The 20,999-nt window shown below is 60.4% G+C and carries 19 protein-coding genes; 13 read left to right on the forward strand and 6 right to left on the reverse strand.

Going from position 1 to position 20,999, the window contains the following annotated elements:
* The first annotated feature begins 84 nt into the window (after positions 1-84).
* Both J2S67_RS02855 and J2S67_RS02860 read left to right on the forward strand, forming a co-directional pair.
* Positions 85-1,464 carry a class II 3-deoxy-7-phosphoheptulonate synthase gene (locus tag J2S67_RS02855; protein WP_035757569.1) on the forward strand — a complete coding sequence of 460 codons (1,380 nt, stop codon included), beginning with the start codon at positions 85-87 and terminating at the stop codon, positions 1,462-1,464.
* A gap of 86 nt (positions 1,465-1,550) precedes the next feature.
* The gene (locus J2S67_RS02860; RefSeq protein WP_035757572.1) at positions 1,551-2,345 is read left to right on the forward strand and encodes a nucleoside phosphorylase; all 795 of its coding nucleotides are present in this window, start codon (positions 1,551-1,553) and stop codon (positions 2,343-2,345) included.
* Positions 2,346-2,430: 85 nt separating this feature from the next.
* Here the strand turns inward: J2S67_RS02860 and J2S67_RS02865 are convergent, their stop codons facing one another.
* Together J2S67_RS02865 and J2S67_RS02870 are read right to left on the reverse strand one after the other, a co-directional pair.
* Positions 2,431-4,626, reverse strand: coding sequence for a Stk1 family PASTA domain-containing Ser/Thr kinase (locus tag J2S67_RS02865; RefSeq protein ID WP_310248695.1), 2,196 nt, complete (start codon positions 4,624-4,626; stop codon positions 2,431-2,433).
* A gap of 301 nt (positions 4,627-4,927) precedes the next feature.
* Positions 4,928-5,176, reverse strand: a complete 249-nt coding sequence (locus J2S67_RS02870) for a WhiB family transcriptional regulator (protein ID WP_035757578.1) — start codon at positions 5,174-5,176, stop codon at positions 4,928-4,930.
* 417 nt (positions 5,177-5,593) lie between these two features.
* On the opposite strand from J2S67_RS02870, the gene J2S67_RS02875 reads away from it, so the two are divergent.
* On the forward strand, positions 5,594-6,097 hold the full coding sequence (locus J2S67_RS02875; protein ID WP_035757581.1) for a hypothetical protein: 504 nt from the start codon (positions 5,594-5,596) through the stop codon (positions 6,095-6,097).
* A 78-nt stretch (positions 6,098-6,175) separates the two neighbouring features.
* Here the strand turns inward: J2S67_RS02875 and J2S67_RS02880 are convergent, their stop codons facing one another.
* Positions 6,176-9,910 (reverse strand): FHA domain-containing protein, encoded by a 3,735-nt coding sequence (locus J2S67_RS02880; protein WP_310246119.1) that lies wholly within the window; start codon positions 9,908-9,910, stop codon positions 6,176-6,178.
* 446 nt (positions 9,911-10,356) lie between these two features.
* On the opposite strand from J2S67_RS02880, the gene J2S67_RS02885 reads away from it, so the two are divergent.
* From J2S67_RS02885 to prfB, 8 genes are all read left to right on the forward strand, one after another.
* A complete protein-coding gene (locus J2S67_RS02885; RefSeq protein ID WP_070490916.1) occupies positions 10,357-11,586 on the forward strand; it encodes a CpaF family protein in 1,230 nt (409 codons plus the stop codon).
* Positions 11,583-12,437: a type II secretion system F family protein gene (locus J2S67_RS02890; protein WP_310246124.1), complete on the forward strand. Its 855-nt coding sequence runs from the start codon at positions 11,583-11,585 to the stop codon at positions 12,435-12,437. Before J2S67_RS02885 ends, J2S67_RS02890 begins: the two co-directional genes overlap by 4 nt.
* Positions 12,438-12,589: 152 nt before the next feature.
* Positions 12,590-13,381, forward strand: a complete 792-nt coding sequence (locus tag J2S67_RS02895; RefSeq protein ID WP_141739757.1) for a type II secretion system F family protein — start codon at positions 12,590-12,592, stop codon at positions 13,379-13,381.
* A 33-nt stretch (positions 13,382-13,414) separates the two neighbouring features.
* Complete coding sequence (locus J2S67_RS02900) at positions 13,415-13,651, forward strand: hypothetical protein (protein ID WP_035757590.1); 237 nt, start codon at positions 13,415-13,417, stop codon at positions 13,649-13,651.
* A 5-nt stretch (positions 13,652-13,656) separates the two neighbouring features.
* Positions 13,657-14,067 carry a TadE/TadG family type IV pilus assembly protein gene (locus J2S67_RS02905; RefSeq protein ID WP_310246130.1) on the forward strand — a complete coding sequence of 137 codons (411 nt, stop codon included), beginning with the start codon at positions 13,657-13,659 and terminating at the stop codon, positions 14,065-14,067.
* Positions 14,067-14,558, forward strand: a complete 492-nt coding sequence (locus tag J2S67_RS02910; protein ID WP_052048676.1) for a hypothetical protein — start codon at positions 14,067-14,069, stop codon at positions 14,556-14,558. Before J2S67_RS02905 ends, J2S67_RS02910 begins: the two co-directional genes overlap by 1 nt.
* Positions 14,555-14,986, forward strand: coding sequence for a hypothetical protein (locus tag J2S67_RS02915; protein WP_035757592.1), 432 nt, complete (start codon positions 14,555-14,557; stop codon positions 14,984-14,986). The genes J2S67_RS02910 and J2S67_RS02915 overlap by 4 nt, the downstream gene beginning before the upstream one ends.
* A gap of 105 nt (positions 14,987-15,091) precedes the next feature.
* Positions 15,092-16,210, forward strand: a complete 1,119-nt coding sequence (gene prfB, locus J2S67_RS02920) for a peptide chain release factor 2 (RefSeq protein ID WP_070506400.1) — start codon at positions 15,092-15,094, stop codon at positions 16,208-16,210.
* A 53-nt stretch (positions 16,211-16,263) separates the two neighbouring features.
* Here prfB and J2S67_RS02925 read toward each other — a convergent pair whose 3' ends face one another.
* Together J2S67_RS02925 and J2S67_RS02930 are read right to left on the reverse strand one after the other, a co-directional pair.
* A complete protein-coding gene (locus J2S67_RS02925; protein WP_239446468.1) occupies positions 16,264-16,983 on the reverse strand; it encodes an ABC transporter ATP-binding protein in 720 nt (239 codons plus the stop codon).
* A gap of 73 nt (positions 16,984-17,056) precedes the next feature.
* On the reverse strand, positions 17,057-18,184 hold the full coding sequence (locus J2S67_RS02930; RefSeq protein ID WP_310246138.1) for an ABC transporter permease: 1,128 nt from the start codon (positions 18,182-18,184) through the stop codon (positions 17,057-17,059).
* Between the two features lie 232 nt (positions 18,185-18,416).
* Between J2S67_RS02930 and J2S67_RS02935 the strand changes: the two genes are divergently transcribed.
* Complete coding sequence (locus J2S67_RS02935; protein ID WP_310246140.1) at positions 18,417-19,727, forward strand: ATP-binding protein; 1,311 nt, start codon at positions 18,417-18,419, stop codon at positions 19,725-19,727.
* A complete protein-coding gene (locus J2S67_RS02940) occupies positions 19,724-20,359 on the forward strand; it encodes a response regulator (RefSeq protein WP_070490909.1) in 636 nt (211 codons plus the stop codon). Before J2S67_RS02935 ends, J2S67_RS02940 begins: the two co-directional genes overlap by 4 nt.
* Before the next feature lie 136 nt (positions 20,360-20,495).
* Here the strand turns inward: J2S67_RS02940 and J2S67_RS02945 are convergent, their stop codons facing one another.
* A complete protein-coding gene (locus J2S67_RS02945; protein WP_239446465.1) occupies positions 20,496-20,987 on the reverse strand; it encodes a Rieske (2Fe-2S) protein in 492 nt (163 codons plus the stop codon).
* Between the last annotated feature and the right edge of the window lie 12 nt (positions 20,988-20,999).

The following is a 20,999-nucleotide window of genomic DNA, read 5'->3' on the forward strand; positions in this document are numbered from 1 at the left end:
ACCGGCGTGCCCTAGGCGTTGACTGTATTACGCCTAGAACGCAAGACTTTATGCCCGCACCACTCGGCTCCGTAGACTAGAGAAATGCAGACAAACGCCACATTCCCTGACGCTGGATCCCAAACAGGCCCGGCCGCTAACCCGGCCCTGGACCGGTGGCGTTCGCTACCGATCAAACAGCAACCAGACTGGGCGGGCACCGAAACCCACGCACGTGCCGTTGCTGAACTAGGAAATAAGCCGCCGCTGGTCTTCGCAGGCGAAGTCGATGCGCTACGCGACCAACTGGCGCGAGCAACCCGCGGCGAAATGTTCGTGTTGCAAGGCGGGGACTGTGCCGAAACATTCGCCGGCGCAACCGCAGACAAAATCCAAGCCCGCGTCAAAACCATCCTGCAGATGGCCGTGGTCCTCACCTATGGTGCGCAAATGCCGGTACTGAAGATGGGGCGCATGGCAGGCCAATTCGCTAAACCACGCTCATCTTCGACCGAAACCCGCGACGGGGTGACCCTGCCAACCTTTCGGGGCGAGATCGTCAACGGTTTCGAATTCACTGAAGAAGCACGCAAACCAGACCCGATGCGCATGGTGACGGCCTACAACACCGCAGCCGCTACCCTCAACCTGATCCGCGCGTTCACACAAGGCGGTTTCGCTGACCTACGTTCAGTGCATTCCTGGAACCGTGGCTTCATGACCAACCCCGCCTACCAGGAATACGAAGAACTCGCCGCAGAAATCGACCGTGCCGTGCGTTTCATGGATGCATGCGGAGCCGATTTCGAAGCGCTACGCCGCACAGACTTCTACGCGGCACACGAAGCGCTCCTACTGGACTACGAACGCGCGCTGACCCGCACCGATTCCCGTACCGGCAACCCATACGCGACCAGCGCCCACTTCCTGTGGATCGGTGAACGCACCCGCGAGATCGACGGCGCACACGTCGATTTCCTCTCACACGTTGAAAACCCGCTCGGAGTCAAACTTGGCCCCACCTCCACAGGGGAGGACGCGCTACGTTTGATCGAGAAACTCAACCCCAAGCGCATCCCAGGCCGCTTGACGTTCATCACCCGCATGGGGGCCACCAACATCCGCGAAAAGCTCCCACCCATCGTGGAAGCGGTCAAGAACGCTGGCGAAGACGTTTTGTGGATCACCGACCCGATGCATGGCAACACCGTGACCAGCTCCAACGGCTACAAGACCCGCCGCGTGGAAGACGTTATGGACGAAGTCAAGGGTTTCTTCGAAGTGCACCAGTCGCTCGGGACCGTGCCAGGCGGTCTCCACATCGAAATGACTGGCGATGACGTAGCTGAATGCCTCGGCGGGGCAGACCCGATCCGGGAAGACCAGTTCGATGACCTCTACGAAACCGTATGTGATCCACGCTTGAACCATTCGCAATCCCTTGAACTAGCGTTCCAGGTAGCCAATGGCCTAGCGCACCGTTAACCCGTAGCCGTAGAACCGAACAACACGAGCCGAACACGAGCCGAACACGCAAGCTGAGCTCACAAGAGGGGCAGAGGAAGGGAACCATGAGCGAGAAGAACACCGAGACCGGTCTCACAACCGGCCCGTACGCCCTGTTTGATCGCGATGAGGACCGTAACGACCTCATCAGCGGGTTCTGGCGGGCTGACTACGCCCCCAACACGCTACCGGAGAGACTCGTGCTTGCTTTCCTGGGGCCCACCGTGGACGAGTTCGCGCACGAACGCGGCTGGGAATGCCGGGTTGAGCTGGATTCGATCACCCGCGACTACCCGTACTGGGTCACCGAACACAACGGGGTAGAAGTCGGCGTAGTGTTAGCTCCGCTGGGGGCATCCGCGGCAACACAGAACCTCGAATTCGGGGTGGCGCTAGGCGCTAACAAAATCATTGCAGTGGGTAGCTGCGGGGCGCTCGACACTCAAGAAGAGAACGTGTTCTTCATCCCGGAGCGTGCGCTGCGCGACGAGGGAACGAGCTTCAAATACTTGCCAGCTGAAGACTGGATTGACCTCGATGCTGCCGGCATTGAAGCTGTTGAGGCGGCACTTGCGGCTCAGAACCGTGCCGGGGAACGGGTCACCGTATGGACCACCGACGGGTTCCTGCGTGAAACTCCGGCGATCATCGAACGCCGCCGAGCAGCCGGATGCGACGTCGTGGACATGGAATGCTCAGCGCTCGCGGCAGTATCCCGCTTCCGCGGCGCAACCTACGGACAGTTGCTCTACACGGCTGACTCGCTCGCCGACCTCGACCAGCACGACCCACGCGGCTGGGGGAAAGCCTCCCGCGGCATCGCACTCGACCTCGCCATCGAGGCCGCAACCCGGCTGTAAGTCAGTAGCCGGCGCCGGTCTTCAACGGCTGAGGGGCAAGACAGCTGAGGGCAAGACGGCTGAGGAGAGCTACACGGCGTGAGGGCTAGACGACGCCGATCACAACGGTTGAGCCGCGCTTGAGCATCTCACCGGCCCGCGGACGTTGTTGCACCACGTTATCGAGGACTGTACCGAAGGAACCTTCCTCAACGGACACTTCGAATCCGGCGTCTTCGAGGATCTGCCGGGCTTCGTCCGTGCTCTTGAACCTCACATTCGGGACCTCTACCAGGTCAGGGCCCTTCGAGACGACCATCTCGATTTCGCTACCACGTTCCACTTTCTCGCCACCATTAGGGGAGGTGCGGATTACCGCACCTTCCTCGTAGGTGTCAGAGAACTCCGCTTCACCGACCACCACAGTGAAACCTGCGGCTTCGAGGAGATCTTTCGCATCGGACTCGTTGCGGCCCTGCACACGCGGGATCTCGACAGGGGCAGGGCCGGACGACACCACCACATCGACCTTTGAGGCTTCCGCGATGCTTGAGCCGAACTCCTCAGATTGTTCAATGATCTTGCCGGCTTTGGCTTCGTTGTGGCGTTCGGTCACCTTACCGAGCTTGAGATTGGCTTCCTCCAGCTGAGCTTGTGCAGCTTTACGGTCCAGACCGTTGAGGTTCGGGACGCTCACCATCCTCGGTCCGCGCGAAATCACCAGGTTCACTCCCTGGTACCGGCGGACCGACTCACCGGCTTTTGGGTCAGTAGCTATGACCTTGCCTTTCGCGACCGTGGCCGAGTAGTCCTCGCTCGTGTTCGCGTGGGTCCCGACTTCGTCAAGCTGGGATACCGCACTGGCTTCCGTCTGGTTCCTCAGATCAGGCACCACTACTTCAGCGCCCGGTCCGGAACCGAACCACCACGCACCCAGGCCGGCACCCAAGACCAAAATGAAGACGATGAGCGCGATGAACCAAGCCTTCCGTTTGGTTCCCGGCCGGGACACGGATTCAGATGGTTTGCGTGCCGCGCGCCCCGTGCGTGGTCCCGTCTTAACCGCGGAAGCACCCGCACCTGCTACGGAACCGGATTCGTTACTTTCGAAGGAACCCGGCCTGATCTCGTGCGATTGGGTGTCATCAGGCAAACTCAGCTGATGATGCGGGATCCCGCCCTCCGGAACCACAGTCGTATCCGAATCTGGCGGAGGTGGCGTGACAACCGATGTTCCTTCATCGTGCGGAAGCGGAACGTAGGTTGTCGGCGCATCGTTATCCGCCGCATCGTCGTCACTGCTCTGCGCTTGGTGACTGTTCTGCGCTAGGTGCTTAGCTCCAGCGGCGTCCCCGGCGTCAGTCAGTTCGTCTTCGCTCGGGCGGGTGCGGGCCAACAGGTTCTGTGTAGCGACCACCAGATCATGCAGGGTGACCGGTTCATCACCTAAGTCGAGGTCCTCTTCTGAAAGGTGACGCTCCACGTGGCGCAACGCGTTGAGGAAATCCCCGGCGTGGGTCGGGCGTTTATCTGGTTGCTGCTCGGTGGCCCACGCAACCAGATAATCGAAGTCCTCGTTCAGTTCCGGCACTGTGACCGATGGCGCGGGAACCGTCTCGTTGACGTGGCGCATCGCTACATCCCACGCCGTCTCCCCGGTGTAGGGTTGCCGTCCCGTCAAAAGCTCATACAGCAGAATGCCGCACGCATAAATGTCGGTGCGTTCATCTGCGCCGCGCCCGGTCACCAACTCGGGGGAGACATAAGCGACAGTGCCGACCAGCCCGCCGGTAGCGGTGTGTTCGCTTGCGGCCCGGGAAAGACCGAAATCTGCGAGTTTGATGCGGCCATCCGCTGAGATAAGAACGTTCTCAGGCTTGATGTCACGGTGCACCATGTTCGCTTCATGCGCGGCAGCGAGGCCGGAGAGGATCGCTTCCATGACTTCAAGCGCTGCCCGCGGAGCCATCGCGCCCTGGGTCCGCATGACATCACGCAACGTCACGCCCGGAACATACTCCATGACGAGGTAGGCTTCGGAACCGTCAACCCCTTGGTCATAGACATTGACAACGTTGGGGTCACTCAACCGCGCTGCCGCGATCGCTTCCGCCTCGAAGCGTTCAACGGATTCCTTGGTTTCGGCAAGGTGCGGATGCAAAACCTTCAACGCGACCTGGCGGCGCAGCTTCAAATCCGTACCCAAATACACCGTGGACATGCCTCCGCGCGCAACTCGGCGCTCGATGCGATAACGATCATCGAGCACTTCGCCAACTAATACGTCGCGGCGTCCTGGCATAGTCACACCTCGATCTTAGGGGAAAGCAGAGCAGAAACCATTCAAGCGCACCCTCATGGGGAGTCACACCTCGAACTATACGAGCCGTATTACCCCGGGGTATACGACCAAGGGATGAGCCGCGCAGAGATAGTCGCAACTCTTGATTGGTTGCGGCGCTGGGCTGGAAGCGGTGGGCGGGATGCGCTGGGCTGGATGCGGTGGCGGGTTTGAAGTTGGGGTGCTTGAAATTGCGATGCGTTAAACATGCGGGCGTCCGGTGTTTAGTCCGGACGCCCACATGGGTATGAATATTGAGTGTTTAGGATGCGCGGCGGGCGCGTGCGGCGCGGCGCTTCATTGCGCGGCGTTCGTCTTCGCTGAGCCCGCCCCACACACCGGCGTCCTGGCCGGTCTCCATTGCCCACGAGAGGCATTGTTCGATGACCGAGCAGGTGCGGCACACGCTCTTCGCTTCTTCGATCTGCAGGAGTGCAGGACCTGTGTTGCCGACTGGGAAAAAGAGGTCAGGGTCTTTTTCCAGGCAAGCGGCTTTATCGCGCCAACTCATGCGGTGAATGCTCCTTGGTTGCTGTGGCGACAGCCCACGATGCTCCGTGGGATCGCCGTGTTGTTGCGTCAGTGTCGCAACATGTTCGTTGTGCCTGCGGTCTTCATATCGGTAGTGCAGGCTGTTCGTTTTGTTTACATCGATGCTGGAGAAACAAGACGGCCCACATGACGTGGGCCGGTGCGTCTACAACATCAGGTACTGACATCAATTTTCCCACGGGGTTGGTAGCTAGACAAGGGTGAATGCTACTTGAAAGTCACTAATTGGTATGGCGTTGATCACCGTTTGTGCACTAAGAGCTGAGATTCTGTTGGCCTTCGTTATCCATCCGTACACGTTCGAAATGTAGATGTGGAAGACGGTTTCCCGTGCCAGGTTCGATGGGTGCACGTTCTCAGACCTAGAATGTTGGGCATGATGACTCAGCCTTCCCAGCCCGCCAAACGCTCCAAGCAGGCAGATTCTTCTCAGCAGGCGCACTCTTCCAACCAGGCGGAGCCTCGTGAGGTTCGCATGGTTGCTCCTGCATCTGTCAAAGTGACTGTGGCGATGCTTGGGTTGGAGGTCTTGGGGGTCGCGGCCGCTTTGATCATGTCGATCGTCAACCTCAATCAGCCGGGCCCGTTGAATATGCCGGGCCGCATCTTCATGTTGGTTCTGATTGCCGCGGCCGGTGCGGGTTTGTTAGTGACAGCGGTTCAGCATTACTTAGGTAAAGCGTTCACCCGCGCGATCATCGTGGTGTGGCAGCTGTTCCAGATCATCATTGGTGCCCAAGCGCTCGCCGGTGGCGGAGCGATGTTCGGCGGCGGTATCTGGTTGGGGCTTGCGATGGTGGTCACGGCCGCGGTTGCGTTGGTCATGGTTTTCTCCCCGGCCACGCGTTTGTACCTTTCGATCGACGACGTCCCACGCTGAAACCTGCGAACACGGTTGGTGGGCGTCCGCTGTGTTCTAGCTGGTTCCTGCTCATCTTTTACGGCACAGGTGAGCCCGTTACGGCACGTGTGAGGCGATGGCCCTGTAGGTTGCTTGATTGATGTTGACCAGCACGTGGCCGGGCTGCGTTGTGCTGGCCAGGGGTGGATTCCACCCGAGAGGCTCGTAGTCGCTGCCGTTCAACGGTGGGATAGCGATGGTGTGGGTACCTAGTGCTGTGCTGCGCCACCAGGGCATGAGGTAGGGCAAACGTGCGGGGGCGCTAGCGCCGAAGATGATGGGTTTGCCGTCCTTGATGCGGCGTTGGCATAGCGAGATGAGGCTGGGGCTGAGCGCTTCAGCGTTGTCGATGACCCAGATTGTTTTTTCTTCCTGATCTTCTTCGGGCTCGTGAGAGGTTGCTTCAGGGTCGATGCGCTCGACCGTATAGCCGCTGCACCATGCATTGATGAGCGTGTTGCGTGCACGGTCATCAGCGCCGATCACTAGCCCGGCTGGTCTGGCTTGCACGAGCACGGGAGTCTGCGAGGGAATTAGGGTGATATGCAGCGACGGGGCTGATCTTTCTAGGGTGGGCTGGGTAAGACCGCCGAGCGTGACGGTGTGCGGGGTGCGGTTCTCATCCCAGCGGTGGGGGTTATCCGCCAGTTGTGGTTCTGTGTCAGCGGTTGGTAGTTGAATTGCCAGCCCGTCGGCCGGCAGCGAGGCAGAACTGAGCACTCCGCGGCCTGGTAAGGAGGGGACGGGTCGGATGCGGGGCCATATGTGGCGGGCTTCAGCGGGGACTGCGAACGGCAGGTAGATCCGGTGGGTGAGCGTGGTGAAGATCCGTGAGGTCGCGAGATCTCGCCCGCCGTTGATGATGATCCCGATTTCGCCTTTGAGCGCGAGCTCCCGTACCGCGTGCTCCCTGTAGTTTGCTGCGCGCTCGGATGGGTCTGACCACCAGCTGTGTGGCGAGATGATCCAAAGCGTTGGCGGGACACCCGCGTGAGCATCGGCGGTTGCGTTCGGGAAGCGGCCGTTTTTCAGTTCTCGGAGCACCTCTGTTGCGAGGCTGGTCTGGTCGGGACCGACATAACAGCCCCACGCATGCTTGGTTGAGCGCAGTAGTCCGAGGCCGTCGAGCACGATGACCGAAGAGGCAGAAGGGCCGCGCCCACTTGTGTTGCCATCAAGAGCAGCGTTAGTAGCAAGGTCAGTCTTGGCAGCAAGATCAGCGTTGGTAGCAAGATCAGTTGCGTTGCCTCCAAGAATGTGGGCGAGGCCTCGGATGACGGTGGCGTCTTCATTGCCATCGGCTCCGCACATCCCGATCGAATACGGCATCGGCGGCGCGAACTCCGTGATTCTCACCTGGGGCGTGTTCATGAGCCCCAGCGGAAGCTCTGCATCCGGCGAGGATCTGGCTGTGAAGAGCTCGTGCGGGCAGACTGTCTCAGGTAAAGGTGGCGGAATGAGGGCGTCGGACAGTTGCTGCGGTGCCCGGGCAAGGATCCGTTCCAGGCGTTGAGCAAGCGTAGGTATCCCTCCGCCGCACACCTCGCGAGCTGAAATATCAGTGACCCGCGGGCCAAGGACACCGACACGTAGCGTGGGTGGCGCGTCGCTGGTGGGCTCCACGAGCCCATGAATCAACGGGCTACCGGAGGAAGAAATAATGACGCTTCCGGGCTCCGAAGCCGATATCTGCGCGGCGGCGGGAGAATTGATGAGTGACATCGAATCAGCGGCGTCCACAAGCCTGAGGCACATCACGAGCGAAATGTTCGCCTTGATCTCAGGAGTCACGATTCCCTGCGGCCGCTGGGTGGCCAAGACTAAATGCAGACCTAATGCACGCCCGAGCGTGGCTAGACGCATGATGTCGGTCAAGATGCTCGGGTGGTCTTGGGCGAGAATCCTGAATTCGTCAATCATCAGGATCAGCCGGGGCGGGGCATGCTCAAGCTCGGAAATGTCTGCGACTGAGGCCTCGTTCAACAGTTCTTCACGGCGGGTCAGCTCGACCCGCAGAGCCTCCACGATCCGGTAGATCTCACTTCCGTCAAGGTCAGTGACGCACGTTTCGATGTGCGGCAGCGCTTCAAGATCGCTGAAGGTTGCTCCACCTTTGAAATCGACGAGCGCAAGCCGTAGCTCTTCGGGGGAGTAACGGTCAGCCAGCCCGAGCACCCACGAACGTAGAAGTTCTGACTTGCCCGAGCCCGTGGTTCCTGCGATGAGGGCATGCGGCCCGTCCTTGACGATATCAATAACGAGCGGCGCACCGGCCGAGGTTATCCCCAAATCGGTAGCCACACCGTACCTGGCATCAGCGGTTTCGACGGGTGCGTCGGTACTGTGAGGCTCATCGGTACTGTGAGGCTCGCCGCTGCTGTGGGGTGACCCACCGATATCAGGCGTGCTGCCCAGCTGTGCAGCATCACCCTGCTGTGAAGCATCGCTCTGCTGCGAACCACTGTTGTGTTGATAGGTCAGTGCCGCGTGGTCAAGCGCATCAAAGCTGATGGTGTCAGGGCAGAAATCCTGCCGTGTCCCCTCGCTCAGCACCACAGCTTGTGGCCCAGCCGCACTGGACTCAGCGCACGAAATAACCCAATCACCAGGCAACGCGACACCCTCAGAGGCCAGAGAGCTACGCGTTTCAAGCTTCACCGTAACCGCCGACTGCACCGCGCCTGAACCCTGCGCTGCCCCTGAAGGCTGCGCTGCGCTAGGAGAGTGCGTTGCGCTAGGAGAATGCGCGGCGGATGAGGGGAACGCACTGCCTGGCGGGATGAGCAGGCATTCATAAGAGTTCACTGCGCTATCGAAGCGCACGCCATTTATACCCAGTAGACGGGCAGGTAAACGCGAAGAAGCCGGCAACACCATGCCCCACCCCGCAGGTATTCCACGCTCCAAGAAAGACACAACGACCGCGCTCAACACCTCAAGGCAACGCGCAGGCGGCCCGCAGATCGTCACCGTCGCGCCGGGTTGTACATGCACAACCGCCGGCCACTCAACAGGCTTACGTCGCAACCTAGAGGACAGCGCAACACTGCTTGGCTCACCGTTGACCGTCAGCCGAATACGTCGCTCGCGCACACTCCCGATACGTAGGCTAAGTGTCTGCGCGCTCGCCGAACCCCCTCCGCTCCACGCTGCCGCACCCCTCGCGCCCTGCTGTTGTGAACCGAGATGAGAAGACCTCTGATGCCACGACGCGACAATTCGTGCGGGAGTAGGCGCGTGACGGCGCAGAGTCTCGATGTGCTGCCAGGCTCGCTGCCGTAGCGTGCGGCGATAGCGCCGCCGGTCCGCGATGTTCTGCCCGACCATAAATGATCCGGTCAAAACCCCCAAAGCACCGAAAACCATCATGAACCACGATCCCAACGCGACCCAAAGAACAATCCCAATCCCCAAAGGCGCGATAGCCATGACCAAACCCAGCCACGGGAACCGCGGTGGGGCCTGCATCGAAACATCAAGCCCCTGCGGCAACGGCCCAGAACCACGCTGCCGCCGCACAGCAACCACCAGCCGCAACGTCGTGTCACCAACCGTCACCGTATCCGCATCAGTAACACCGCGAGCACTGCTACCCGAGGAAACGCGCTCGCCGTTGATGGTGACCTCGCCATCGAGTGCTGTGACGGTGATGCCGGTCGGGTCCACTCGTAGCAGTGCGTGTTCGCGGGAGGTAGTGGGGTCGTTGAGTTGGATTCTTCCTGGTCCTCGGCCGATGAGGGATTCGCCGCGGGGTAGTGGGAACACGGTTCCGCTGTCGGGGCCTGAGTCCACGATGAGGTGGAGTGTGTCTCGGTGCCGGTGTGAGGCATTCTTGCTGCGCCCGGTGGTGGTGTTTGTGTCTTCTAGGAGCAAATGTTTCAGATATTGCGCGGCGTCTTTCCGAAGACCCGGAAGCTGAAATACGCGTGGGTTTCGTGGATCGAGCAGCAACATGGTGGGGAACTCCTGGGTGAAATCATTGAATTTCCGTGGTTGAAGACAACGTACTGAAGAACCGGCTGTGGGCTCCCTGTGAGTTGCTCTGGTGTGGATAAGCTCCGTTATCCACATCTTTTTATTTAGTGCTTGCAACCGGTGCGTGTGTGCTTTTAGGGTCATGATCAAACACTGAGAAAAATTCGCCGCAAGAATTCGCTATGAAACTCAGCGAGACAGGATTCGCTGAAAAGAATTCCCTGATTCACATCACATGAGACAACACGCGTGAGGGGTGGAACATGAGTGAGATCGCTTCGATGATCGAACGTGATGTTCGCCAGCAGATGCGCCGGGATGGGGTAGACCCGGTGACTGCTCCAGCACACGTGCGCGCGCTGGTGGCGCAGGCACTTGAAGACTATGACCTGCGCACGCTCACGGAGTCGCTGACCCCGTTGAAGCGTCGTGATGATGTTGAGCGCCGCATCGTTGATTCGCTCATCGGGCTTGGCCCGTTGCAAGTGTTTATGGACGATCCTGAGGTTGAAGAGATCTGGCTTAACGGCCCGGATAGGGTGTTCGTTGCCCGTTCCGGGGTTGCGTCGCTGACCCCGGTCAGGATGACCCAGGACGAGCTACGTTCGCTGGTGGACCGCATGCTGGCTGGAACCAACCGCCGCGTCGATTTGTCCTCCCCGTTCGTTGACGCTGCATTGCCGGACGGCTCCCGGCTTCACATCGCGATCCCTGACATCACGCGTTCAGCGTGGATGGTCAACATCCGTAAATTCGTGGCTCAGGCCCATCGTTTGAGCGATATGGTGCGGCTCGGCTCGCTCAGCAACAGCGCGGCAGCGTTTCTGGACGCGTGTGTGCAAGCCGGGCTCAACATCGTGGTGTCCGGGGCAACTGGCGCGGGAAAGACCACGATGCTGAACGCGCTTTCCGCCTCGATCGGGGCGCGGGAACGCGTCATCACTGTGGAGGAAGTCTTTGAACTCAAGGTCCCGTTGCGTGACGTGGTCGGAATGCAGTGCCGCCCAGCCAACCTCGATGGAGTCGGAGAGATCACGCTACGGCGGCTCGTAAAGGAAGCGTTGCGGATGCGGCCAGACCGGATCATGGTCGGGGAAGTGCGAGAGGCTGAGAGTTTCGACTTATTGCTTGCCCTCAATGCAGGCCTGCCTGGGATGGCTACGATCCACGCGAACTCGGCGCGAGAAGCAATCAGCAAAATGTGTTCCCTGCCTTTGCTTGCCGGTGCAAATATCTCCCAAGAGTTCGTGGTTCCGACCGTGGCATCGACAATGCACGTGGTGGTGCACTGCTACCGCACCCCAGCCGGCGAGCGCGGGGTCGAGGAGATCGTGATGCTCAAAGGTTCGGACGGGCAGGGAGTTATCGAGACTTCCACGATTTTCAAGCGTTCCCGCGGTGAGCTGCTTCCCAACCGTGATGCTGACCCGGCGCACGCTCGTTTCGCGGCCCGCGGGGTCGATCCACGCATGTTTTTGGTGGAGCGGCTATGAGCGCGATTCTTGGGTTGACGCTTGGGCTGGGCCTGTTGCTGATTTGGCAGTCCGGTTTTCCAACGCGTGGTGGGAAGAAGTCCTTAACCTCGGTGAGTAGGTTGCGCCGGACTATGGACCGGGCCGGGTTGCAGCACGTGACCACGGTGACGTTTCTGCTCATTAGTAGTTGCATCGTGGTGGTAGCCACGGGCATCTATCTGTTGGTGACCTCAACTCTCACGGTGTCGCTGGTGCTCGCGGGGATCACCGCGGTCTTGCCGTCGTGGTGGTTGCGGCACAAAGCCGATCAACGTAGTAAGGCTTTGCGGGAGACATGGCCTGATGTCGTGGACCATCTGCGTTCGGCGGTGCGTGCCGGGTTACCGTTGAATGAAGCGCTGGCACAATTGAGTTTCGAGGGGCCGAAAGAGCTTCAGCCAGCGTTTAGGGCCTATGCGGCGGACCTCAAGGTCACCGCCAACATGGAAGAAACGCTCGACCGGCTCGCGCAGCGACTAGCTGACCCTGTGGCTGACCGCATCATCAGCGCAGTCAAACTCACCCGCGAGGTGGGTGGGGCCGATGTCAGCGTCATGCTCACCACGCTATCGGGTTTCTTGCGCACTGATGCGCGCACGCGAGGGGAACTCGAAGCTCGGCAGTCGTGGACAGTCAACGCTGCACGGCTGGCGATCTGCGCGCCGTGGGTCATCCTGTTGGTTCTCTGCCTCGAACCACGCGTAGCGCAGGCGTACTCGACACCAGTCGGGCTCATGGTTCTGCTTGGCGGAGCGCTCGTGGCTGTGGTGAGCTACCGCATTATGATGCGGATTGCGCGTCTCCCTGAACCTCAGCGGGTGATCGCTTGAACCTGTTCATTGCTTGCGCCCTGCTCACACTCACCGGCTTAGCCGGCATCGGATTCATCATCGATTTCATATTGCGAGGTAGAACCCTTCCGATCAGCGACAGGATCGCGGCCCAGTTCGGCGCCCGTACGCCCCGGCCGTGGAGCTGGGGCGTGCTCAACCCACTGAGATACCTCTCGTCATCAGCCGCACGGGCGGCCCGATACAACAGCGCAACCCGCAACAGCACGTACCCGGCGGGCCCACACATCGCGATGCGGGATCGGAAAATCGCGGCCATGCTCACCGCCGCCGGCCTCGACATCAGCGTGGCCGAACACAAACAACACAGGCTCATTGCCTCACTCGTCATGGCAGGGGCCGCCGGAACCATCTTCATAGCGCTCAGCACCCGGCAAAGCATCCAGCCCATAGCCGCGATCATCGCAGTCATCGCAAGCGCAATCGCCGGCGCCTGGATCGTAGACACCCGCGTCAACCAACGCATCAAACAACGCCGACGAGCCGCGATCGAGCAATGGCCAGAGTTCATTGAACTCGTAGCGCTCGCCGTTGCGGCAGGCGATGGCATGCGTTCAGCGATCGCCCGGGTAGGGAATCAGTTCCCTGGCGTATTGGGGGAGCGGATCCGCGACATGCTGATCCAGATGCGCGTGAACGGAAACGTTGGTGAAGCACTCGTTGAATTCGCGGCAGAACTTGAGAGCACCACGGTCCAACGGTGCGCATCCACCGTGAGTGTTGCGGCGGAGCGCGGAACCCCTCTGGCCGCGGTTTTACGGGATCAAGCCGCAGATGCCCGGGAATCAGCTCGGCGGGACCTTATGGAAACAGCGGGCAAACGTGAGCTCGGGATGCTGTTGCCCGTGGTGTTTGGTGTCTTGCCGCTCTCCGTGGTTTTCGCAGTGTTCCCGGGGCTGAGCCTGCTCACGATGTCTGTATAGAAACGTTGTATTCAGAAGTGAAAGGAATCAATCATGAACAACAAATTCGCTCGTTCACGGGTGGGTTCAGCCGTCACGGCCGCGTTGGTGAAGTTCTCGGCACTCATTGCCGGGGCAGCACCCGATGAGGACCGTGAACGCGGTGACGTTCCAGGCTGGGTTCTGGTGACTCTCATGTCGGCTCTGCTGGTTGCAGCGATCTACGCGGTCGCAGGCCCAGCTTTGATCAAGCTGTTCAACGATGCGATCGGTAAGGTCGGCGGCATGTGATGGTGATGTGTGAGAGCCAAGAGGCGGGCGCTGGAGGCGGCCAAGAGCATCCGGAGCGGGGTTCCTCTGTAGCAGAGACAGCGATGATCATGGGACTCGTCGCGCTCTTATTCGTCGGAATGATCCAGCTCGCGGTGTTCCTGCATTGGCGCAACATGGCGGCAGACGCAGCAACCCACGGGGCGCGCTTTGGCGCGTTCCCGGACCAATCAGCGAGCGCAGGAGCGCAACGAGCTCAAGAACTGCTGGACTCATCACTGCAGCCAGGTATGGGACAAGCCAATGCCGAACTCATCAGCCGAGACTACGGGCCAGCAGTCAAAGTCACCGTTACCGTTCGCGTACCGATCCTAGGGTTCCTGCCCGCGCCGTTCGAATACTCGACCAACGCGGTTGTAACCAAAGCGACGTTCTAATGCCCGCCACAACGCAGAACACAGCGCTTGAATGCAACGAACCCAACGAGACGGCGGCGGGGCAGGATCGGGGTAGCGCGATCATCGAATTCGTTGGTCTAGCGATCTTGCTTGCGATCCCGCTGATGTATCTGATGATCGCAGTCGCGATGGTTCAGGCGGGCAACCTCGCCGCGGTCGCGGCATCCGATCAAGCCGCCCGCATCATGACCAACAACGGTTCCACGCAGGACCAAGATGCTCCTGGGGCGCGTCCGCCTGGAACACGTGCCCAAGCCGAACACGCGATCGCGGATGTCATGCACGGCTACGGCATCAACCCGGACAATGCGCGGCTCACCCTTACATGCTCGGGGCAATGCCCCGGACCAGGCTCACTCATCACTGCACGCGTGGACGTTGACGTTCCGCTACCTTTCCTGCCCGAAGGCGTCCGGGGGATAGTGAAGGCACAGTCTGAGACCTCGATGCTGATAGGAGGAGCCGAATGACCGCCTCGAAAACAGAGGAGGAAGGCCGCATCACCGTCATGGTCGCGGGCCTGCTCGGGCTCCTCATCGCGGTGCTCGCGGTAACCTCAGCTTTGAATCACGTCGCGATCTCTCAACGGAAACTCACCTCGATCGCTGACTCGGTCACAAGCTCCGCAGTCTTGAGCAAATCCCAAGCCAAAGCGATTCAAGAAACCGGCCACCCGGATGTTTCCGCCGCACGCGCCGACATCGAAGCGCAGCTACGGCGCATCCCACTGCCAGACCAACTGGATAACCTGCGGATCGACAACATCGAATTCAAAGGAGAATCGCTCACACTCCACGTTAACATGTCCGCAACCACCAGGATCCCGATTCTAGGCGGCATGCTGCCCGGCACCACCCACGTACACACCCACTCCTTCAGTCGGGTGGAAATGCGTTAACTCAGCCACCGGGGCGATCCGACGCGGGATGGGCCTGAAACCGATACCGTACCGGCCTGAACTTCAGGTGGGCATAGTTGCATGCCGGGTAGACTTGAAAACACTATGTCTTCAACTGATTTTGCCGCCGAGATCCGCGACCTCCGACATACTCTTCACGAGATTGAAGAGGTCTCGGACATAGAGCAGCTTCAAACCGAGATCGAGAGACTCGAAAAAGAAGCCGCTGCACCCGACTTGTGGGATAACCCCGAAGAAGCCCAGAAAGTGACTTCCGCTCTATCCCATAAGCAGGCTGAACTCGGCCGCATCACCGGCATGGGGTCCCGCATCGATGACTTCGAAACCCTCATCGAACTCGCGGAAGAAGAAGGCGAACCGGAGCTGTTAGAAGACGCAGACTCCGAGCTAGCCAAGATCAAAGAAAAACTCTCCGAACTGGAGATCATGACCCTGCTTAACGGGGACTACGATGCCCGCGAAGCAGTCATCACAATCCGCGCTGGAGCAGGAGGCGTGGATGCGGCTGACTTCGCCGAGATGCTGTTGCGCATGTACCTACGGTATGCGGAACGCCGCGGGTGGAAAACCAAAGTCACCGACACCTCCTATGCTGAGGAAGCCGGCTTGAAATCCGCGACCTTCGAAGTCAACGAACCCTACGCGTTCGGAACCTTGTCAGTCGAAGCCGGAACCCACCGGCTCGTACGCATCTCACCATTCGATAACCAAGGCCGCCGCCAAACCTCGTTCGCGGCAGTCGAGGTGATCCCGCTCATCGAAACCACCGACCACATCGAAATCCCGGATAACGAACTTAAAATCGATGTGTTCCGTTCCTCCGGCCCAGGTGGGCAGTCCGTCAACACGACCGACTCCGCAGTGCGGATGACCCACATCCCAACCGGGATTGTGGTCTCAATGCAGAACGAAAAATCCCAGATTCAGAACCGTGCCGCCGCACTACGGGTTATGCAATCCCGGTTGCTTCTGCTGAAACAGGAAGAAGAAGCCGCGGAGAAGAAAGCACTCGCGGGCGACGTCAAGGCTTCCTGGGGCGACCAGATGCGTTCCTATGTTTTGCACCCGTACCAGATGGTCAAAGACTTACGCACCAACCACGAGGTCGGCAATACCGGTTCGGTTCTGGACGGCGACATCGATGGGTTCATCGACGCCGGCATCCGTTGGCGTGCAGGCCAACGCAACCAAGACGACGAATAAGCCAGACGACGACTAACCCAGACGAGGACTAGCCCCGACGGAGGCTGTGCCCGCTACGCGAACTGGGCTTGGCCGACTGTGATCTGCGAGGTTTCCTTGGTGTGCTCGGTGATCCGACCATCGACCAGGGTCACCATTTCATCGAAGCGGTGGGCGTGCTGTAGGTCGTGGGTCACCAGCAGAGTGGTGACATCGAGTTGCTTGGTCATGCGGATCAACAGGTTGATGATGGTCGCACCTGAACGTGAATCCAGCGCGGAGGTCGGTTCGTCCACGAGCAGCACCGACGGATTGGATACCAGCGCGCGGGCGATGTTGACGCGTTGACGCTGCCCACCGGAGAGCTGGGATGGCCGTAGGTTCGCTTGCTCGCTGAGCCCTACTGCTTCGAGTAGCTCACCGGCACGGATACGCGCGGCACGTTTCTGTACTCGCGTTCCCGCGAGCTCAACCACCGCGCGCACCTGTTCGTGCGCGGTTAGTGACGGCAGAAGATTGGACTGCTGGAACACGATCCCGATTTTCTCGCGACGCAGACGCGCGGCTTGTGCCGCGCTTAAGCGGCTGGCCTCAACATCGTCGATCATGACGGACCCCGAATCCGGTTGTGTCAGTGTCGCCGCGACCGTGAGCAGCGAGGACTTACCTGACCCGGATGGCCCCGTGATTCCGACGAGCGTGCCAGGTTCAGGACTCAGCGTCACGTTATCGAGCGCGGTCACGGTGTCGTTGCCGTCCGGGTAGGTCAGGGTCAGGTTGGTGAGGGAAAGCATGATGAACCTTTCAGAAGGATGGTGGCGGTGCGAGAAGCAGAACGGAATAGATGCGTAAGTGCGGGCTAGCGGTTTAGCTGAGGGCTTGCATCGGATCAGCTTTGGTCACTGAACGGAGGGCGAACGCTGCACCGATGAGCCCCAAGAGCGTCATGAGTAGTCCAGGGACGAGCGTTGTGAGCCAGTTGCTGACGAACGGTACGTTCGCAGAGACCGCTGGCCCAGCGAGCATGATGATCCCGATTCCCGCGCCAACACCAACGGCTAGAACGAGTAAGGATTGGCCGATCGCGTCGCGCAGAAGAGCGCTCAGGGGGGAGCCGAGTGCGCGCATCACGGCGATGTCCCGGGTGCGTTGCAGCGTCCACACTGTGAAGAACGCGCCAACAACGAGCGCGGAGATCGCCATGAGCATCCCGATCATGAGCCCGAGCGAGCCGACCTCGGAACGGAAAGAACCAACGGCCAAGAGCTGATCGAACCCGGCAGGGGAGACCGTGTTCGCGGCCTTGTTGATGGCTTGGGCGTCGTCATCGGAAACATCTGCATGCACTAACAAAGCGTTCGGTTGGCCGCTGCCTCCGGTGCGTTCGGAGAGTTCTTGCCACGCGGTCCACGACATCCCTACGACGGGCACGTGAGAATAGTGACCGGTTCCAGTGACCTCAGAGACCGTGAACTCGTGGCCTGCGACCGTGATCGTGGAACCAGCCTGAACACCGAGTTCTTCCGCGGCGTCTTCACTCACTGTGACGTCGCTGCCGGTCGGTGCTGCCGCGTCGTCGGCCTGGTTCGGGCCTGTGCCGGCGCCAAGGTCAGCGCCAGGGCCGTGCGCCATGATCGCAACGCCGGTGGTGTTCTCCTCGTGGCTTGCCGAGATTTGTGTGACGCCGATGGCGGTCACGTTGGTCTGGCCAATGTGCTCTTCCCACTCGCGCTGGGCTTCAGGGGAGATGGACGAGGTGGACATACTTGCGCTCTGAGCGCCGGTGGGGGCCGACATCACGAGGCGGTCTGCCTTCCAAGACCGCACGGTGTCGACGTTGGCGCCGGCGAGCCCGCCGGTCAAGCCGGTCAGGAACCCCACGAGCAAAGTCATGAGCATCACCACCACCGTGATGATCGCGAAGCGCCCCTTCGCGTGTAACACATCACGCCAAGCCAGAAACATTTCAACCTCTTCCGTTCGAACTTCCCCCACGCTGCGATGCAACACTGCCTGCGGTGCAGTGCGGTGCAATGCGCTTTTGCAGGGCAGTGCGGTTTTGCGGTGCAGCCTGGTTTTTCGTTATCTCCATTCCATCGACTTCCGCCCATGAATAGATCCCGCGGAGGACTGATCTTGGTTGCCAACATGGTTGAGGCCGAGGATCAACCTTTCGGTTGATGTATGGACGTCAAGGCGTGCGGTTGAGCGCAGTATTCTCATACATATGGTTGAGCTCACGCCTTCTTCTGCCCGTGCAGTGCCGGAGCCGGAGCATGTTGTTTCAGCGATGGCCCCGGCCTTCCGCTTGTTGCGGGCTGGCCTGCACATTGTGATGCTCGTGTGCGCTGGTATTGCTTTCGCGGCCGGTGTGGGGCTGAGTAAGACGCCGGGGCAGACGCATCACGGTTGGCCAGGCATGGCAGGCGTTGTGCTCTTCGTTGCCGGGTGGGCCGGTGGCGCGATTCAGGTTGAGCGAGGCAAGGTTCACGAAAACACCGCGGCAACCGTGGCCGGTCTGAGCCTCATGGGGGCGGCATGGATGCTGGCGGCGAGCCAGATCCTGGAAGCCTCGTATTTGGTATTTCCGTTCTTTTTCGCGTTGCTGTTCCTCTTGGGGATGAAGCTCGGCACGGTCGCTGTTGCGGCCGCCACGGCGTGCGCTATTTTCTTTGTTTCCCTTCACATCGGGTTTTCTTTCGCGGTTGTGATCGGCCCTGTCCTGGGGGCATCGGTCAGCATCATGATTGGTTGGGCGTTGCGCGCGGTCGCGTATCAGGCGGCAATGCGTGAATCTCTGCTACAGAGACTCTTGGACACGGAGCGGGAACTGACCGTGAGCCAGCGGGAGGCCGGGGTGCAGGCTGAACGTGCCCGCTTAGCTGGAGAGATTCACGATGGTGTCTCCCAGTCCTTGTCCTCGATCCAGATGCTGTTGCACGCCGCGGAACGTGGCCTGCCAACCGATGATGAGCATCGTAAGACGAAGGAATACATCGTCATGGCCCGTTCGGCAGCCGAAGACGCGCAGTCAGAGACGCGAGGGATGCTGCGCAGGATGGCACCGGCGGCGCTCTCTGATGAAACGCTCACCGGTGCCCTGGAGCGGCTTGCCGATGTGGGGGCAGGCCCGGCCGTGGTCGTGATGAGTGATGACCCACCGTTGACGATGAGCCAACAGTCTGCGCTGCTGCGGATCGCTCAAGGGGCGGTAGGTAATGCCCGCCAGCATTCCCAGGCCCACCGGGTTTTGGTTTCACTTGAGCACGATGACGCCACGGCGACACTCACGATCAGCGATGACGGGGTTGGTTTTAGTCCGTCGAAAGCGCCGGAAGGCACACCGGGCAGAGGCCACTTTGGTTTGGCTTTGATGCGTGAGCGGGCCCAACAGCTGGGCGGGGAACTCGTGGTGGATGCCCGGCCCGGTCAGGGCACAAGGATTTCTGTACGGATCCCGCTTGAAGCCGGCGCGTCACAAGGCGGAGGCCAGAACGGTGCGGGGCAAGCTAGTAACACCGGCGAGGAGGAGCTATGAGCGAAGCACGTGATCGCATCCGCATTGTTGTGGTGGATGATCATCCCGTGGTCCGGGCTGGTTTGCGCGCCCTGCTGGAGATGGAAGATGACCTCACGGTAGTGGGGGAGGCAGGAAGCGAAGACGATGCTGTTGCCGAGGTTGAGCGGGAGCGCCCTGACCTGGTTTTGATGGACCTGCGGCTCGACCATGAAGGCTCCGGCGCGGTAGCTATTCAGCGTCTGCGTGCAGCGGGGCTCACGATGCCGGTTTTGGTTTTGACCAACCACGATACGGACGCCGATATTCTCGCGGCAGTCGAGGCCGGAGCCTCAGGCTACCTGCTCAAGGACGCCCCACCGGAAGAGCTGTTGCCGGCAGTGCGCGCGGCAGCCGCTGGCCAGTCAGCGCTCGCCCCGGCGATAGCGAGCCGTCTCATGGAACGGCTCGTCTCACCCTTGCCGAGCCTGACGCTGCGCGAGCTGGAAGTGTTGCAGTGCGTCTCAGACGGGCTCACGAACGCCGAGATCGCCCAGAAACTCTTTGTTTCGCAAGCAACAGTGAAGACCCACCTGGTTCACGTATTCGAAAAACTTGGGGTGACCTCCCGCACCCAGGCCGTCGCCGAAGCCCGAGAACGCGGACTGTTCTAGACCGCGCTGCTATGCCGCGCTGCTATGCCGCGCTTCTAGACAACACTGCTGTGCCTGCCGGAATCACCATGAAAAACGGCAGGCCCCGGACAACGGGTGTTGTCCGGGGCCTGAAACCGTAGTGGCTTGCTAACTACTAGATGTAAACGAGGATGTCCTCGCCTTTGATCTCGCATGCAAACCGCGGTAGCGGCGCATTCGCTGGACCGGAAATGACGGTGCCGTCCTCGGCTTTGAACCAGGACTCGTGGCATGGGCAGTGGAAACGGTTCTCTGAACCCGGGCTGACTTCACACCCTGCGTGAGTGCAGACCGCCGAAAACGCCAGCACCTCCTTCTCGGAGGGGCGGAACAATACGAGCTTGGTCTGCCCTGCCGCCGCGCTCGCCTGAGACCCCACAGCAAGATCGCTGACCTTCATAACCGCCTCAGGCTTACCCGTGGCTTCAGGGATTTCTGCGGGGCCGCTTGGTCCGCATGCGGCAAGCCCCAGGGCGGCGGCACCCATGACCGCGCCACCTAGGACAGCGCGACGCGAGGCACAACAACCCTGATGCGCCGCATCGTGCTCAGCTGGCGAGGCAACCTCTGCCGCCGCTGCGTTATTTACCGGAGTTTTGTTTTCCATACTGCCCATTGT

Origin of the sequence: Pseudoglutamicibacter albus, from assembly GCF_031458175.1 — a bacterium.
Taxonomy (GTDB): Bacteria; Actinomycetota; Actinomycetes; order Actinomycetales; family Micrococcaceae; genus Pseudoglutamicibacter; species Pseudoglutamicibacter albus.

Bases quoted from the DNA above. Each gene is read 5' to 3' on its own strand.
- J2S67_RS02860 (WP_035757572.1), top strand. From the start codon at position 1,551: ATGAGCGAGAAGAACACCGAGACCGGTCTCACAACCGGCCCGTACGCC.
- J2S67_RS02865 (WP_310248695.1), bottom strand. From the start codon at position 4,626: ATGCCAGGACGCCGCGACGTATTAGTTGGCGAAGTGCTCGATGATCGT.
- J2S67_RS02925 (WP_239446468.1), bottom strand. From the start codon at position 16,983: ATGCTTTCCCTCACCAACCTGACCCTGACCTACCCGGACGGCAACGAC.
- J2S67_RS02915 (WP_035757592.1), top strand. From the start codon at position 14,555: ATGACCGCCTCGAAAACAGAGGAGGAAGGCCGCATCACCGTCATGGTC.
- J2S67_RS02935 (WP_310246140.1), top strand. From the start codon at position 18,417: ATGGTTGAGCTCACGCCTTCTTCTGCCCGTGCAGTGCCGGAGCCGGAG.
- J2S67_RS02885 (WP_070490916.1), top strand. From the start codon at position 10,357: ATGAGTGAGATCGCTTCGATGATCGAACGTGATGTTCGCCAGCAGATG.
- J2S67_RS02910 (WP_052048676.1), top strand. From the start codon at position 14,067: ATGCCCGCCACAACGCAGAACACAGCGCTTGAATGCAACGAACCCAAC.
- J2S67_RS02900 (WP_035757590.1), top strand. From the start codon at position 13,415: ATGAACAACAAATTCGCTCGTTCACGGGTGGGTTCAGCCGTCACGGCC.
- J2S67_RS02890 (WP_310246124.1), top strand. From the start codon at position 11,583: ATGAGCGCGATTCTTGGGTTGACGCTTGGGCTGGGCCTGTTGCTGATT.
- prfB (WP_070506400.1), top strand. From the start codon at position 15,092: ATGTCTTCAACTGATTTTGCCGCCGAGATCCGCGACCTCCGACATACT.
- J2S67_RS02905 (WP_310246130.1), top strand. From the start codon at position 13,657: ATGTGTGAGAGCCAAGAGGCGGGCGCTGGAGGCGGCCAAGAGCATCCG.
- J2S67_RS02945 (WP_239446465.1), bottom strand. From the start codon at position 20,987: ATGGAAAACAAAACTCCGGTAAATAACGCAGCGGCGGCAGAGGTTGCC.
- J2S67_RS02875 (WP_035757581.1), top strand. From the start codon at position 5,594: ATGATGACTCAGCCTTCCCAGCCCGCCAAACGCTCCAAGCAGGCAGAT.
- J2S67_RS02870 (WP_035757578.1), bottom strand. From the start codon at position 5,176: ATGAGTTGGCGCGATAAAGCCGCTTGCCTGGAAAAAGACCCTGACCTC.
- J2S67_RS02940 (WP_070490909.1), top strand. From the start codon at position 19,724: ATGAGCGAAGCACGTGATCGCATCCGCATTGTTGTGGTGGATGATCAT.
- J2S67_RS02855 (WP_035757569.1), top strand. From the start codon at position 85: ATGCAGACAAACGCCACATTCCCTGACGCTGGATCCCAAACAGGCCCG.